We start from the raw sequence: 14,290 nt of genomic DNA on the forward strand, positions 1-14,290 counted from the left end.
CCCGTTTGATACGGAACTGGGATCAATCTTTCCAACGGCATTTATATATGGTTTCAATCTTAAAATCAGATCATTCCGGGTAACCGAGAACAGGAACAGCCTTCAATCGCAAAAATCGGGATGGAGCAATCTATCCATAGCCAGACACGCGGCCAGGAACCACAATAGACCAGCGACCTTGTTTCTGAACCCGATCTGGAGTTTTGCCATGTCACGACCACCCTTCCCGCCCTTTGATCTCGAAAGCGCGACACGCAAGGTCCGCCTTGCCGAAGATGCCTGGAACAGCCAGGAACCTGAACAGGTGGCGCTGGCCTACACAACGGATAGCCAGTGGCGCAATCGTGTGGAATTTATCCGGGGCCGAGACGAAATCGTGGCGTTCCTGACGCGCAAATGGGCTGCGGAGCAGGATTATCGCCTGATCAAGGAACTGTGGGGGTTCCGCAACAACCGCATGGCTGTCCGTTTTGCCTATGAATGGCATGACGACGCGGAGCAATGGTTCCGGTCCTACGGCAATGAAGTATGGGAATTCGATGAGGCCGGACTCATGCGCTACCGGTTCGCGGCCATCAATGATCTGCCCATTACCCCCAGCGACCGGCTATTTCACTGGCCACGCGGGCGCCGCCCGGACGACCATCCCGGGCTTTCCGACCTTGGGCTGTAGATAGCACACACAAAGGCTGGTGTCCTGATATGGAGACCGGCCTTTGGACTTTAGCTGTCATGGGGCGAAATCATGGATGCTGGCCGCGTTTATTCTTTTCAATATAATTCACTTGCATGCGATAACATCATAGCATCAGCATGCTACAAACCTAGTGCATGCGGACATAATGGCTACAAAGCCCCCTACTCGCGGCCCAACACCGGATTTTGGCGGGGAAGCTGGTTCAGATAGGCGCAGGCCAGTTCAGCCAGTCGTGCCTGCGGTGCGTTGACATCAAGCGCCATGACCACTTCCTCCTTCATGTCGGGCTCTTCGAGTGTGGCGAACTGGCTGTCGAGCATGGCGGACGGCATGAAGTGCCCCGTGCGCTGGCGCAGGCGGGGGGCAATATCCTCCCTGCTCCCCTTGAGATAGACAAAGCATACATCCGCACTATTGCCGCCAATCCGTTCACGGTAGCTGCGCTTGAGTGATGAACAGGTTACGATCCCGCTCAGCCCAGCAGCACGCCACGCCTGAATCTGGCCTGCAATACGCTCCAGCCAGGGGGCACGATCCGTATCGGTCAAAGGGATGCCGTTACTCATACGGGCAATATTGGCGGGCGGATGCAGGTCATCCCCCTCGACAAGAGGCCAGCCCATACATTCGGACATCAGTTGGGCAAGTGTGCTCTTGCCACATCCTGATACCCCCATGACCACCAGCACGCATGGTCGTCCTGCCGCGCCAAGCCTATGTGAAGGCAAAATTGCAACCGTATTCTGTTCAGTATCACACATTGCGTATCCTACCGGATGTTATAGTAAAAAGTAATGTGACTTTCTCTAAATCCAGTCAGGTATATGAATGAACGCAATAAGATTCGGGGTCGATCGACATTCAGATTATCCCGATCATGGCAGTAGCGGGACAAATAAATCCAGTAAAATGGATGGGACCAGAGACGGTTTTCAGCACGCGCATTCCCTGCCCCATCTTATATAATAAACCGTGAACAACGAAGGGTATGTGCGAATTGAACGTCAACATTACTTTTAAATGCGCATAGCAAGATGATGCTACTCACATCATCGACTCATAAGTCACCTGCCATCCCTATGCTGCATTCGATATTTTTATAAATATCAAAGCAACATATATTTAATATTAAATTTTCACATACAAAGAACAATGTTTGTTGTACACCCAAGCCAATCACAAAATCTGTATCTGCGACTTGAAACCTATGAACTCCACATTTTTCAGGTTTCTTTGCGCATTGGGGTGAAAATAGATCTGGAAATCCGGCGCAAATACCACACCGCGCATGACATGAACCTGATAGTTCGTTTCAAATATGGTTGCATGTTCCTGCACGCCCGTTGCGTGGTTTGGCAACGTCTTTTGCGGTATCATGCTGAGGTCAAGTATATCCGTGCTTGAAACACCGGGAGCAATCTTTACATAAGTCATGGCAGCGCCAAAAGAATCATAGGGCCTGCTCCTGATAAATCCACGATCGACAAACGCCGCATATGTCTCATAATTACGTAACGATGTATGCGGATCGTTATAGATCACCCCGCCCATTAGCGTCAGGCCGCCTTCGGCATTGGAATAGGAATGGTGAAGTATTTTCTGGTCCACTTCAAACCACGTGCTCCATGTCTGCTGCCGGTTGCGGGCTGTTTTGCCTGAAAGGGCATAGGGATTACCATCCTCATCATAGTAATTGTCCGGGTTGGGGGCGGAAATCAGTTGCCCGCCAATCTTGTAGTGTCCCGGCAATTTGTGCTGGCGACCCAGAACGGGTTCCCAGCCCAGTTCGACCGGGACAAGCTGCCCTACAATATTGGATGAATTGAAATGAAATCCTGTCCGATGCTGGTTGTTTGCATAGATCCCGCGCTCGGCAAAATATACGCCCGCCTGTATATAAATATAGCGCAGCGGACGCCCGCGGATACGGAATCCCCACTCCCCGGCCGGGTATGATGTAATATACTGGTTATCAATAGCCGCCTTGGGACGTCCGCAGAAACTGTTGTTCTGGAAGTTGCAGAAAAGGGCGCTGGCGCTGAATTCACTCATTTCGGTCAATCGCCCCCCGGCAATACTTATCCGGCCACCCAGCAGGGTTTCTTCCCCATATGCCGTAACCAGATGAACAACGACATTGCCCCCTCCGCCATATATTTCTGATGAATGTGCCAGCCAGTCCCCCATCATCCGGTTGGCTGTCGTGCCGTACCGGCTGGTAAAGAGCGTGTGGGTGGCAAAGCCTTTCAGGCCGATGATCTTTTCCCAGTTGATGTGCAGGGCGGTATTCACCTGCCCCGCATTACTTGATCCCTGCTTGTAATTGGGGTGGCCCGAAGTCGGGCGGGAAATGGCGTCCGTGTATTCATTGGTGTTGTCCATTGTCAATGCAATGCCACGCGTGCGCAGCCATGACGTCATGCCAAACGGGTCCGTAAACATTGCTTCGGGCCGGGAAAAGGCTGGCACCACAGGTACGTTTGCCGGATGGGCCATAAGGGGTGTCGCCACGCGCAGCCGGGCGTCACTGCTTGAATTGTCCTGAAACGTCTGGGCCATTGCCTGGCGGCACAGCATCATTACCGTTATGGCAATTACCGATGCATATGCCCTGGAAACCAGTTTTTTACGACAGAATGCCATAAGCATCGTGAAGAACACATGCATTCATCCTGATCCGGTTGAATTTATTGTATTACTGTAAATAAACCCTCCATCACAAAGAATTATTTACATTATTAAGGGTATTTTATATGGCGCATCGGCCATGTGGCTGCACTGCCAGAAACATGCGGCGGATACGCCCCTACGGGCGCATCCTGTAGCCGACATGCCTGTTCAGACCACGGCAGTAAGCAGTGACTGATCCGCAAAATGGGCGGCAAGATTTTTTACAACCAGTTCTCCCATCGCCAGCCGTGTCTCAACGGTTGCGCTGGCGCGATGGGGTTGCAGTACCGTGCGGGAGGACTGGCGCAGGGCCTCGGGCACGTCGGGTTCATGCTCAAACACATCCAGCGCCGCACCGCCCAGCTTTCCAGCCTCAAGCACCTGCACCAGAGCCTGTTCATCCACGACCGAACCACGGGCCACATTGACCACAAAACCCTGCGGCCCCAGAGCCTCCAGCACCTCACGGTTGACCAGATGTCGTGATCCTGCCCCGCCCGATGCTGCAATGACCAGAATTTCGCTTTTCTGCGCCAGTACTTTCAGGTCGGGAACAAAAGTATAATCTTTCAGCCCAAAATCCTTCAGGTCGGTATAGGATACAGGCATTGCAAATGCCCGGGCACGCAGGGCAATCGCACGGCCCACATGTCCCATGCCGATAATCCCGACCTTCTTGCCAGTCACCTTGCGCCCCAGTGGCGGGGCGGCTTCATGGCCCCATGCGCCCTTACGCACATACCTGTCGCCTGCGGGCAGGCCACGCAGGAGCGACAGGATCAGCCCGATTGCCATATCCGCTACATCATCGGTCAGCACGCCCGGTGTGGTGGTTACGCGGATATTGCGCCGTTTGGCTTCCGTCAGGTTTACGGCATCCGTGCCAATGCCGTTGATGGCAATGATTTCAAGCGCGGGCAGGCTGTTCATGACATCTTCCGGCACGCCAGTGCCACCACCCGTTGCAATGCCGCGTATGTTACGTGCAATGTCCTTCAACTGTGCCACCGAAGTAAAGCGATGCACGGTATAGGCGGCATCAAGCTGTTTTTCGATTTCAGGCATCATGGGTTCGATAAGCAGGATTTCCGGTTTCATAATTTCATGCTTCCAATTCAGGCAAGATGGGCGCGTACGCTGCCAATTGCAGGAAAGTCGGCCACAACTTCAGTATCATGCCCGACAAAAATGGTTCCGGTTGTTGATCCGGTCGTGACAATGCTACCGGCCGCGATGCCGATTTTCCGTCGGGAAGCATGGTTGGCCAGCCAGACCAGCATACGCAGCGGGTCGCCAGCGGAATTCCCCCCGACATGATCTGCCACGACCTGGTTATTGATGGTCAGCACCACGCGTTCCGTAACAGGCGTGAATTTACGCCATTCCGCCACGCCCGGCCCCACGATCAGGGCGCCGTGGCTCTGCTGGTCAGCGGTGTGGAGAAATTTATGCTGTGATCCCGGCTTTGCAAAACGCGTGTCCAGAAGTTCGATTGCCGGGTGAATGGTGCCAATGGCGTCAAGCACTTCCTCACGGGTCCATTCCTGCGCGCGCGGCGGCAGGGCATGGGCAAAACGGTAGGCAATTTCAGCTTCCACCCCGCGATGAAAGCACAGGTCCGGCGGGAGCGTTGCACCATCCTCAAAGATGGTGGATGTATGGATCGGTGCGCAGAACGGCTCTGACTGCGGTGTTTCCGACCCGACCTTCCACCCCCCTATCGGCCCGAGATGCTGGGCGACCTCATCCTGTATGGCATAGGCATCATCGATGGAACGCGGGACCAGGCTGTCATGTACATGCTCGGGCGGCGTGGATTTTCTGTTCCGCACCGACAGCAGCATGTGCGCGACATCGGACGATGTGACGGTTTGCATATCAATAATTTCCCATAACAAAATAAAAAATAACTATAGAATGTCGTTCTGCTCAACGAGATCACGGTTACGACATTCCGGGATGAAAAAAGTCGTGCCAATGGTAATGCCCGCAAGAAAAATGACATAACCCGCTATGGGCAGCCACGACATCTGACCCGGATGCGTAGCAGATGGGGAAAATGTCGCAACCCACCTGATAATACAGGAGCCAACCAGCGGCGTGACGCCACCGGCAATAACGGCCGAGACCTCACGCGCAAGGGATACGGCCATGTAGCGGTGCCGGGCGCCAAACATTTCCGGCAGCATGGCGGCCTGTGTCCCGAACATGCCCCATGTGGTGATACCCAGCGCGACGGACAGCCCGATAACAGCCGGAAACGGGCGGCCGGTGCTGAAGGCATACCATACCGGCAGCGCCGTTACGGCCTGCAGGATGGCGAAGGTGCGGTACACCCTTATCCGCCCGAACCGGTCACTCAGCAGCCCGGCCGCCGGCACGGTAAAGCCCCCGATAATGGCAGCCGTTATCAGCGATGACGTACCCCACAGTCCGGGCAGGCCCATTGTATTGACCAGATAGCTGACCGCCAGCACCTGATAGATGGATGACCCGCCATTTTCAGCCATTCTGACGCCAATCCCCGCAAGGATCGTGCGCCAGGAACCATGGATGAGGGAAAACAGGGATTCACGCTCCTCCGCCACCTTGCGCTGGATGGTCTCGAAAGTAGGGGATTCCTTGAGCTTCAGCCGCATATAGAGGGCAACCGCCAGAATGATGGCGCTGACCAGAAACGGCAGCCGCCATATCCATGAATGCGTGATGTCCGTCACCCCGAACAGGAGACTGCAATAGACAAGCGCCGCAATGATGGTCCCGATCTGGATGCCAAGGAACGGCAACGAGGCATAGAACCCGCGCTGGCCCACGGGGGCGTATTCCGTCATCATCACGGCAGCACCCGCCTGTTCCGCCCCGGCCCCAAGCCCCTGCAGCATCCGCGCCGTAACCAGCAGGACGGGCGCCCATATCCCTATGGTCTGATAGGTCGGGATCAGCCCAATACCCGTGCTGGCAAGCCCCATGAGGGTGATCGTCATGAGCAGGACCTTCTTGCGGCCGATATGGTCGCCCAGACGGCCAAAAATGATCCCGCCCACGGGCCGCACGGCAAACCCGACAAAATAGGTTGCAAAACTGGCAATAAGGCTCGTGACCGCCGTGGCCGACGGGAAGAAAAGCGGCCCGAAAACCAGTGCCGAGGCCAGGCTGTAGAGCGCGAAATCATAATATTCCAGCGCACTTCCCAAAGAGCATGTCCACGCCGCGCGCCGCAGTTCGCTTACGGTCAGCGTGGCGCGCACCGGAGGCCCCATTATCCGGCCATCCACGCCGATGGCCCCGAATACTGCTTGTGTCATGGGATTTCCACTTCGATCTGACGGCCCTTACGGGCCGATTCACGAATGGCCAGCGCTATGGCCAGGGCAGCAAGGCCATCCCCGCCCGTTGCGGCGGGTTGCCCCGTGCCACGCACCGCATTGCTGAATGCGGCAAGTGCGTAGTGGTAAAGATTGTGATGGTGAACCGGTATTTCCTTTTCACCACCGGCATTGCGCATGAACAGACGGCCCGCGGCCCGCTGGCTCATGCAGTCCCGACCGATCAGGACGCCCTCGCTCCCGTAGAATTCCATTCCCCCTTCGGAAAACGGCACGGTATAGGCGCCATGGATCTGGACCAGCACATCACCCGGAAAACGCAGGATGACCATGATGCCATCCTCCACCCCATCATGGGCAAGGCGGCCGCTCTGCGTCATGGCCATGACATGCGTCGGGTTGCTGCCCATAAGGAAGCGCAGCGTGTCGATGTCATGGATCGTACTGTCCAGTATCAGCCCGCCCCCATCGGGGTCGTTAACACGCCACCCATGCAGGGCCTGCGGCAGGAAATTGGCATGGAACACCCGCACGGCATTGAGCCTGCCAATAGCGCCATCATGCAGCAGGTCACGCAGTTTCTGGTGCATGGCATTGCAGCGCAGGTGGTGGTTGACCCCCAGCACCACGCCCGCATCGTGGCAGGCTGCAATCATGTCCCGCGCATCGGCCACACTCAGGGCAACCGGTTTTTCACACAGGACGTTTTTCTCCGCCCCGGCCGATGCCAGCGTCTGACGGCAGTGAAACTGGTTGGCGGTGCTGATATAGACGGCATTTACCCGCTCATCCGCCAGGATCGTGTTGAGATCCGTCGTATGGGCGGGAATACCGTTTTCGGCCGCAAAGCTGGCGCCACGCTCCTCGCTTGAACTCAGCACGTTCAGGACCGTGCTGTCAGGCTGCGCGCGAATGGCGTCAATAACCCACTGCCGGGCAACGTTGCTTGCACCAATCAAAGCCCAACCGATGGTGTTGGTCATTGGATAATCAGGGACAATTTCCAGTCCTCTCCATATACCGGGCACACTTCCCCAACCGGGCGCGTGTCTTTTGATATCCGTTGCGAAAAACAGCCGAATGTTGAATTTTTATTTATTATTTATTGCCGCGCATTCGGTAACGGGCGATGGCTTACTTCAAACGTCACCCTGTCAGTCCGGTTTTCGCCGGTTTAAAACAAAATCGTGAAAGCAGGGTGCGTGTGGGGCCGTGGGCTGACCGGGTCAGGCATCGCCTGTCCGCGCGGAATTCCGGGGGTTGGCAATGGTGCCGCCCTTTGCCAGCACACTGACCAGAAGCGAGGTCTGTCCCGCGTTCCATGCCATATCAAGCAGGCTGTATGGAATTTCCCCATGGCTCGATGGTGCCAGCGTTTCCATCGCATAAGTAATCAGCCGAGTGTATTTCCCTGCCGTATATGTCATGCCATGTCCCTTGCCCAACCGCCCCGAGGGATAAAGAAGAAACAGCGGATCATCGGGGGACATGAGCGCAGGCGGAAAATCGGGTTCGTACCAGTCCACAACAGCGTCGTAGCGATGGTCGCGGCCCGGTTTCATCGGCACGTCCACCGCATCAGGTGCGATGACCAGAACCAGCCTGACCCGACAGCGGGAACCGGCGGAGTCCAACGCCCTGTCCAGAATGGCTTTTCGCCCCGCGTCATCATCTGTTTCATGGCATGTCAGGACAGCGACCGCGCGGCTGTCCGCCAGCCGTTCGGCCAGGGCAGACGCATCCAGCCCTGCAGCCAGCACGACATGCACCGCACCGATGCGGATGCACGCAAGCACTGCAACCACGCTCTCCACCATCAGCGGCAGGTGGATCGCCACCCTGTCGCCACGCTCTACGCCCTGATCCGTCAGGGCGTTTGCAAGGCGGCAGACCTGCTCATGCAGCGCGCGATAGGATACCAGTCCATCGGGCAGTGTGTCGGATTTCTGCCATGCCATCGCCGTCCTGTCCGCGTAATCGCCCAGATGGCGGTCAATGCACAGGGCGGAAATATTTGGCAGGGAGGGCGCATTTTCCGGTAACGGATCGGCACGCACCGGCACCTCATAATCCGTTGATTGCACGAAATACCGCCATACATGGACAGTGGGCGGAATGGAGACATTGTCATAAGTCCTGCCGATCATGGACCTGCTTCCTGTCTTCTGGCGGCACCACGCATGTAATACGTAATGCAGCGATCAATTAAAGGAGATGTTACGCGCAGTTTACACTGTAAAACGCGATGACGGGCTTACCCATGCCGCACGTACGGGCGGGGCGGGATAGTGTTCCCGCATTGCCTGCTGGGTGGGCAGCGAACCGTTTCTGCGGGCCTGCGCCCGTTCATGGCATTTCATCCGTGGTGCTCTTGTTTGCTTTTGTTACCGCGGACTGTGACAAATACCGATTGCGGGCGGAAGATGTTTTGCCGTTTAAAGGGGCGAATACCGCGCTGCGAATTGCAAAGATTGCGAAGATGAAAAAAGCCGCCACCAAGACCTTCACCGGATCGCGTATCCGCCATCAGCGCAACCGTGTAGGCATGACGCAAAGCGCGCTGGCGCTGCAGCTTGGCATATCCGCCAGTTACCTCAACCAGATCGAGCATGATGTCAGGCCGCTCCCCCTGCCCCTGCTCAATGCCCTGTGCGACATCTTTTCGGTCGGGGCGGATTATTTCAGTGATACTGAAGAGACACGCGGCATACAGGCGCTGCGTGAAATACTGGCCGACCCCGTCTTCGACATGGATGCCGTCAGGCTGGACAGTATCCAGGCGGCCATGCGTGTCGCCCCCGATCTGTGCGCGCAGTTCGTGCGGCTCTATCGTGCCTACCTGCTGCGTCAGGAACACACCGCCATACCGCTGATCGGTCATACACCCCCGTCCGGCACAGCACGGCACAACGCACCGGACCGGGTGGAACCTTACGAAGCCGTAAATGACTGGGTACAGGCCCAGCGCAACTACTTTGATGAAGTTGACCGCACGGCGGAGCGGCAGTTCGATCTCATGCGCCTTGATGAGGGAAGCCCCGCGGAACAGCTTGCACGCTACCTTCTAGACCATCACGGCGTACGTACCGAGATCGACCTTGGCCTGAGCCAGAGGGGCCTCATGTGGCGGATGGACCGCAGGCAGCGCACGCTGTTCCTGTCCCGCATCGTCCCATCGGAAAGCAGCACGTTCTGGATGGCGCAGGCGCTGGGCCAGATCGAACACCAGGATGTGTTCGCCCGCACGATCCGCCGCTCCCGCCTGCGCGAAAGCGAGGCCCGGGGGCTCGCGCGCGTTTACCTGACCAATTACTTTGCCGGTGCGCTGCTGCTGCCCTATGAGCGGTTCCGCACCACGGCACGCGACGTGCGCCACGATCTGGAACGCCTGCAGCGCCATTTTGGGGTCAGTTTCGAGCAGGCCTGCCACCGGCTCAGCACCATGCAGCGGCCCGGGAATGAAGGAATCCCCTTTTACTTTCTCAAGACGGATATCGCGGGCAACATCCTAAAAAGCTTCAGTGCGAACCGTTTCACCCAGTCGCGTTTTGGCGGCCCGTGCCCGCTATGGAATATCTTCCGTGCCTTCAGCACCCCCCAGCAGGTGCAGGTCCAGCTATCACAGACAACCGATGGCGCGCTTTACCTCAATATAGCGCGAACAGTCGGGCGCAGCAGCATCTCCTACCTTGACCGCCCCCGCCTGACCGCCGTGGTGCTGGGCTGCTCCATTACCGATGCCGAACACCTTGTCTATTCCGCCGGGCTGGACCTGAATGACCCCCGCATGATCATTCCCATCGGGCCGGGCTGCCGTGCCTGCACGCGCGAGCACTGCCACCACCGGGCACTGCCAATGGTTGGCCACCGTGTGGATATTGATAACGAGGGACGTGGCATCGCGCCCTACCGCACGGCGCTGTAAGGCAGGCATCCCCTGTTCGGGATCACACGGGCCGGAAACCGGATCGCCTGACATCCCGTTAGGGGGAAGAGGCACCTGACCCGCTGGAGCACCCTGAACGTGTATAGTGAAGCAAGTAACAGGGAAACTGCTTCTTCCCTGACCGAAGCACTGGTTATCCACGCACCGCATGACCTGAGGCTGGACCCCGCCCCCCTGCCCCAACCCGGCCCTGACGAGGTACGGGTGGACATGGCATGGGGCGGCATATGCGGCTCCGACCTGCATTATTTTGCCCATGGGGGCGTTGGCGCTTCCGTGCTGCATGCGCCCATGGTGCTGGGGCACGAGGTTTCGGGCACCGTCAGCGCCATGGGCCGTGACGTGACTGACCTTGCCGTGGGCCAGGCCGTGGCCATTCATCCGGCACGCCCCTGTGGTCACTGCCCTGAATGTACGCGGGGCCGACGGAACCTGTGCCGCAACATGCAGTTTCTGGGCAGTGCGGCGCGTGATCCCCATACCGATGGCGGATTTCGCCGGGCGATGATTGTCCGGGCGACACAGTTGCATCCGCTGCCCCCCGGTCTGGACCTGCGCCGGGCCTGCCTGGCCGAACCCCTGTCCGTGGCGCTGCATGCCATCGCACGCGCGGGCGACGTACGCGGCCGTAGTGTGATGGTTCAGGGCAGCGGGCCGATCGGCCTGCTACTGGTGGCGGGGCTGGCGCACCACGGCGCGGAACGGATCGTGGCAACCGATCTGGAGGGCTTTCCACTGCAATGCGCGGACAGGCTGGGCGCGGATGCATGCTACAACACCCGCCATGCCACGGTGGAGGAAGAATTCGACATCGTGTTTGAAGCCACCGGGGTACCCGCTGCCCTGCCCGGCGCCATAACCCACACACGGCGCGGCGGCATGCTGGTGCAGGTGGGCATGTTCCCGCCGGGGGATGTTGCGGTGCCGGTTGCCCAGATCATCAGCCGTGAACTCGACTTCAGGGGAACCTTCCGTTTTGACACGGAGTTCGACGCAGCCCTTGCCCTGCTGGCTGAACGGCCGGAAATTGCCGATATTCTGGTGACCCAGCAGTTCCCCATGCGCGATTTCGCCACGGCCTTCGCCATCGCGCCCGACCGCAGGCAGGCGGCCAAGGTCCTGCTGTCACTGAGCGCGTAAGGAACGACCCGTTCCCGCACGCCAGAGCGTGCAGGAATGGGCCATAAACCTGACTTTGCCTACACGGACGCGGTCATGCCCCCATCGACCATAAGCACGTGCCCGTTTACAAAACTTGATGCATCGGAGGACAGGAACACCGCCGCCCCGACAAGTTCATCCACATTCCCCCAGCGGCCTGCGGGCGTGCGCTGGCACAGCCATTGGGTGAAGGCCTGATCCGCCACCAGCTTTTCATTCATCTCCGTCTTGAAATAGCCCGGCGCAAGCCCGTTGATCTGTAGCCCGTGCCGCGCCCAGTCCGTTGCCATGCCCTTGGTCAGGTTCTTGACCGCCCCCTTCGTCGCGGTATAGGGCGCAATTCCGGGCCGGGCCAGTTCGCTCTGCACCGAACAGATATTGACAATCTTGCCCCGCCCGCGCGGCAGCATATGCCGCGCCACAGCCTGCCCCACAAAGAAAACCGCATTGAGGTTGGTGGCGATCAGCGCATCCCAGTCCGCCCGGCTGAACTGGTCCAGCGGCGCGCGGCGCTGGATGCCTGCATTGTTGATCAAAATATCAATCGGGCCATATTCATGCTCGATCTTTTCAACCCCGCCAATGACGGCATCCTGATCGGTCACGTCAAAGGGCGCGGTGACAGCATCCAGCCCTTCATTTTCCAGCATGGCGCGGGTTGCGTCCAGTGCTTCGGCATGGCGGCCATTCAGCACGATTTTCGCCCCGAACCGGCCAAGGCCGCGCGCCAGCGTCAGCCCGATGCCACGCGAAGCCCCGGTAACAAGCGCCCGTCTTCCGGCAAGTGAGAAAAGGGTATTGTCAGGCATGATCTTTTCAGTCCCTGTCATCAAGGCGTCAACCATAGCAAGGACACGCGCCGCCGCCCGCACACGTATCCGCGCGCGGGCATAAAACTACCCGGCCGTGAGATGCTTCAGGCCGTCCCGCCCCGCCACGATGACTTCAGATGTGCGACCGATGAACAGGCCACTTTCAATCACGCCCACAATGGAGCGTATCCGCCGCGCCAGCGCCACGGAATCCGGAATTTCCCCAAAATTGCAGTCCAGGATCAGGTTGCCGCCATCGGTGTTGAACGGTGCGCCATGCTGGTCCAGCCGCAGGGTGGCCCGTGCGCCAAGGCTTTCCAGCCGTGATGCCGTGAGTTCCCAGCCAAATGTCGTCACTTCCACCGGCACGGGCATATGGTGGCCCAGCCGGGGCACCAGCTTGCTTTCGTCCACCACCACCACGAAGCGGTGCGAGGCGGCAGCCACGATCTTTTCACGAAACAGCGCCCCGCCCCGCCCCTTTATCAGGTTGAGCGTGCCCATCTCCACTTCATCAGCCCCGTCAATATCAAGGTCGATCTGCGGGTGGGCGGCGAACGTCACCAGTTTTATCCCGTGGGAACGCGCCTGCTCGGCCGAGCGTTCAGATGTGGGAATGGCGAGGAAACGTAGCCCCTCCGCCCAGCGGCGGCCCAGTTCATCAATCATGTAGGCGGACGTGGTGCCGGAGCCGAGGCCCACCACCATGCCTTCGCGCACCATGGATGCGGCTTCGATCGCAGCCTTGCGTTTCTGTTCTTCGCGCGGGTCACTTATCTGGCCTGTCATGTCCGGGTTCCTGCTATCCTTCTGCCTGGCTATATCCACCGCGCACGCCATTGATGGTGCTGGCGTGCCGATGGTGCTCATTGTCCCGCCGCCGCCGTGTCCATAAGCCACGTCAGGTCTCCCTCGGTGGTGATGTGGCTTGCGGGTTCCGCCGGGTCGCCCGCGCGCACTCGGGCGAAGGCCTCGCGCTTGCCCGCCCCGGCCAGCATGAACACCACATGCCGGCTGGAATGGATGGCAGGATAGGTCAGGGTCAGGCGCGTATGCGGCGCGTCATCGGGCACGCAGGTCGAGACCCACAGCTTCCTTTCCTCCAGCACCGGCTGGCGCGGGAAAAGCGATGCGGTATGCCCGTTATCGCCCAGCCCCAGCATCACCACGTCAAACAGCGGGCGGCCGGGTTCCAGCACCTTGCCGCCATAGACCTTTTCCAGCTCCGCCTGGTATTTCGCCGCCGCCTGCGCCGGATCGCCCGATGTGGGCATGGGGTGCACGTTGGCAGAGGGCACCGGCACATGGGCCAGCATTTCTGTCTCCACCATGTGGTAGTTGCTGGCCGGGTCGCTGGCCGGCACGAAACGCTCGTCACCAAAGAAGAACTGCGTATTCGCCCACGGGAAACGGTCGCGATATTCGTCCGACGCCAGGATCTGGTACAGCCGCCTGGGCGTGGACCCGCCCGACAGCGCCAGCACGAACGGGCCATCCTTCCTGGCCAGCGCCTGTTCGGTCAGCCATTTGGCCATATGCTGGGCAATGGCTTCCCCGTCCGGCAGGACCACCATGGCCCCGGTCTTCACGTCATGTCCACCAGTCATGTCATGCATCTCCCAGCACGTATTTCTCGATGCCATTGGCGAATCCTTCCTCCTCGCAGGAGGTGGAGACG

At 58.7% G+C, this 14,290-nt stretch carries 13 protein-coding genes; 3 read left to right on the forward strand and 10 right to left on the reverse strand.

Going from position 1 to position 14,290, the window contains the following annotated elements; translation table 11 throughout:
* Window positions 1-208: 208 nt before the first annotated feature.
* Window positions 209-673 (forward strand): nuclear transport factor 2 family protein, encoded by a 465-nt coding sequence (locus DY926_RS01270; RefSeq protein WP_116701737.1) that lies wholly within the window; start codon window positions 209-211, stop codon window positions 671-673.
* A 185-nt stretch (window positions 674-858) separates the two neighbouring features.
* Here DY926_RS01270 and DY926_RS01275 read toward each other — a convergent pair whose 3' ends face one another.
* From DY926_RS01275 to DY926_RS01305, 7 genes are all read right to left on the reverse strand, one after another.
* On the reverse strand, window positions 859-1,458 hold the full coding sequence (locus tag DY926_RS01275; protein ID WP_116701719.1) for a gluconokinase: 600 nt from the start codon (window positions 1,456-1,458) through the stop codon (window positions 859-861).
* A gap of 415 nt (window positions 1,459-1,873) precedes the next feature.
* Window positions 1,874-3,364 carry a carbohydrate porin gene (locus DY926_RS01280; RefSeq protein ID WP_116701720.1) on the reverse strand — a complete coding sequence of 497 codons (1,491 nt, stop codon included), beginning with the start codon at window positions 3,362-3,364 and terminating at the stop codon, window positions 1,874-1,876.
* A 171-nt stretch (window positions 3,365-3,535) separates the two neighbouring features.
* Window positions 3,536-4,465, reverse strand: coding sequence for a 2-hydroxyacid dehydrogenase (locus DY926_RS01285; RefSeq protein ID WP_116701721.1), 930 nt, complete (start codon window positions 4,463-4,465; stop codon window positions 3,536-3,538).
* A gap of 17 nt (window positions 4,466-4,482) precedes the next feature.
* Window positions 4,483-5,244, reverse strand: a complete 762-nt coding sequence (locus tag DY926_RS01290) for a 2-keto-4-pentenoate hydratase (protein ID WP_116701722.1) — start codon at window positions 5,242-5,244, stop codon at window positions 4,483-4,485.
* A gap of 33 nt (window positions 5,245-5,277) precedes the next feature.
* Entirely contained in the window at window positions 5,278-6,672 is a 1,395-nt protein-coding gene (locus DY926_RS01295) for an MFS transporter (RefSeq protein WP_116701723.1), read from the reverse strand.
* Window positions 6,669-7,676 carry a Gfo/Idh/MocA family protein gene (locus DY926_RS01300; RefSeq protein ID WP_116701724.1) on the reverse strand — a complete coding sequence of 336 codons (1,008 nt, stop codon included), beginning with the start codon at window positions 7,674-7,676 and terminating at the stop codon, window positions 6,669-6,671. The genes DY926_RS01295 and DY926_RS01300 overlap by 4 nt, the downstream gene beginning before the upstream one ends.
* A 243-nt stretch (window positions 7,677-7,919) precedes the next feature.
* Entirely contained in the window at window positions 7,920-8,840 is a 921-nt protein-coding gene (locus tag DY926_RS01305) for an AMP-binding protein (RefSeq protein ID WP_116701725.1), read from the reverse strand.
* 332 nt (window positions 8,841-9,172) lie between these two features.
* Here DY926_RS01305 and DY926_RS01310 point away from each other — a divergent pair, with 332 nt between their 5' ends.
* Window positions 9,173-10,618, forward strand: coding sequence for a helix-turn-helix domain-containing protein (locus DY926_RS01310; protein ID WP_116701726.1), 1,446 nt, complete (start codon window positions 9,173-9,175; stop codon window positions 10,616-10,618).
* 99 nt (window positions 10,619-10,717) lie between these two features.
* Window positions 10,718-11,779 carry an L-idonate 5-dehydrogenase gene (locus tag DY926_RS01315; protein ID WP_186336033.1) on the forward strand — a complete coding sequence of 354 codons (1,062 nt, stop codon included), beginning with the start codon at window positions 10,718-10,720 and terminating at the stop codon, window positions 11,777-11,779.
* A 59-nt stretch (window positions 11,780-11,838) separates the two neighbouring features.
* Here DY926_RS01315 and DY926_RS01320 read toward each other — a convergent pair whose 3' ends face one another.
* From DY926_RS01320 to pgl, 3 genes are all read right to left on the reverse strand, one after another.
* Window positions 11,839-12,609, reverse strand: a complete 771-nt coding sequence (locus tag DY926_RS01320; protein ID WP_408886022.1) for an SDR family oxidoreductase — start codon at window positions 12,607-12,609, stop codon at window positions 11,839-11,841.
* A gap of 87 nt (window positions 12,610-12,696) precedes the next feature.
* Window positions 12,697-13,401, reverse strand: coding sequence for a ribose-5-phosphate isomerase RpiA (gene rpiA / locus DY926_RS01325; protein WP_116701729.1), 705 nt, complete (start codon window positions 13,399-13,401; stop codon window positions 12,697-12,699).
* Between the two features lie 77 nt (window positions 13,402-13,478).
* Window positions 13,479-14,228, reverse strand: a complete 750-nt coding sequence (gene pgl, locus DY926_RS01330) for a 6-phosphogluconolactonase (protein WP_116701730.1) — start codon at window positions 14,226-14,228, stop codon at window positions 13,479-13,481.
* Window positions 14,229-14,290: the final 62 nt, after the last annotated feature.

This window comes from Komagataeibacter melaceti (genome assembly GCF_003403295.1).
In the GTDB taxonomy this organism is placed as follows: domain Bacteria; phylum Pseudomonadota; class Alphaproteobacteria; order Acetobacterales; family Acetobacteraceae; genus Komagataeibacter; species Komagataeibacter melaceti.

Coding starts and splice junctions, on each gene's coding strand:
- DY926_RS01270 (WP_116701737.1), top strand. CDS start 209: ATGTCACGACCACCCTTCCCGCCCTTTGATCTCGAAAGCGCGACACGC.
- DY926_RS01275 (WP_116701719.1), bottom strand. CDS start 1,458: ATGTGTGATACTGAACAGAATACGGTTGCAATTTTGCCTTCACATAGG.
- DY926_RS01280 (WP_116701720.1), bottom strand. CDS start 3,364: ATGCATGTGTTCTTCACGATGCTTATGGCATTCTGTCGTAAAAAACTG.
- DY926_RS01285 (WP_116701721.1), bottom strand. CDS start 4,465: ATGAAACCGGAAATCCTGCTTATCGAACCCATGATGCCTGAAATCGAA.
- DY926_RS01290 (WP_116701722.1), bottom strand. CDS start 5,244: ATGCAAACCGTCACATCGTCCGATGTCGCGCACATGCTGCTGTCGGTG.
- DY926_RS01295 (WP_116701723.1), bottom strand. CDS start 6,672: ATGACACAAGCAGTATTCGGGGCCATCGGCGTGGATGGCCGGATAATG.
- DY926_RS01300 (WP_116701724.1), bottom strand. CDS start 7,676: ATGACCAACACCATCGGTTGGGCTTTGATTGGTGCAAGCAACGTTGCC.
- DY926_RS01305 (WP_116701725.1), bottom strand. CDS start 8,840: ATGATCGGCAGGACTTATGACAATGTCTCCATTCCGCCCACTGTCCAT.
- DY926_RS01310 (WP_116701726.1), top strand. CDS start 9,173: ATGAAAAAAGCCGCCACCAAGACCTTCACCGGATCGCGTATCCGCCAT.
- DY926_RS01320 (WP_408886022.1), bottom strand. CDS start 12,609: ATGCCTGACAATACCCTTTTCTCACTTGCCGGAAGACGGGCGCTTGTT.
- rpiA (WP_116701729.1), bottom strand. CDS start 13,401: ATGACAGGCCAGATAAGTGACCCGCGCGAAGAACAGAAACGCAAGGCT.
- pgl (WP_116701730.1), bottom strand. CDS start 14,228: ATGCATGACATGACTGGTGGACATGACGTGAAGACCGGGGCCATGGTG.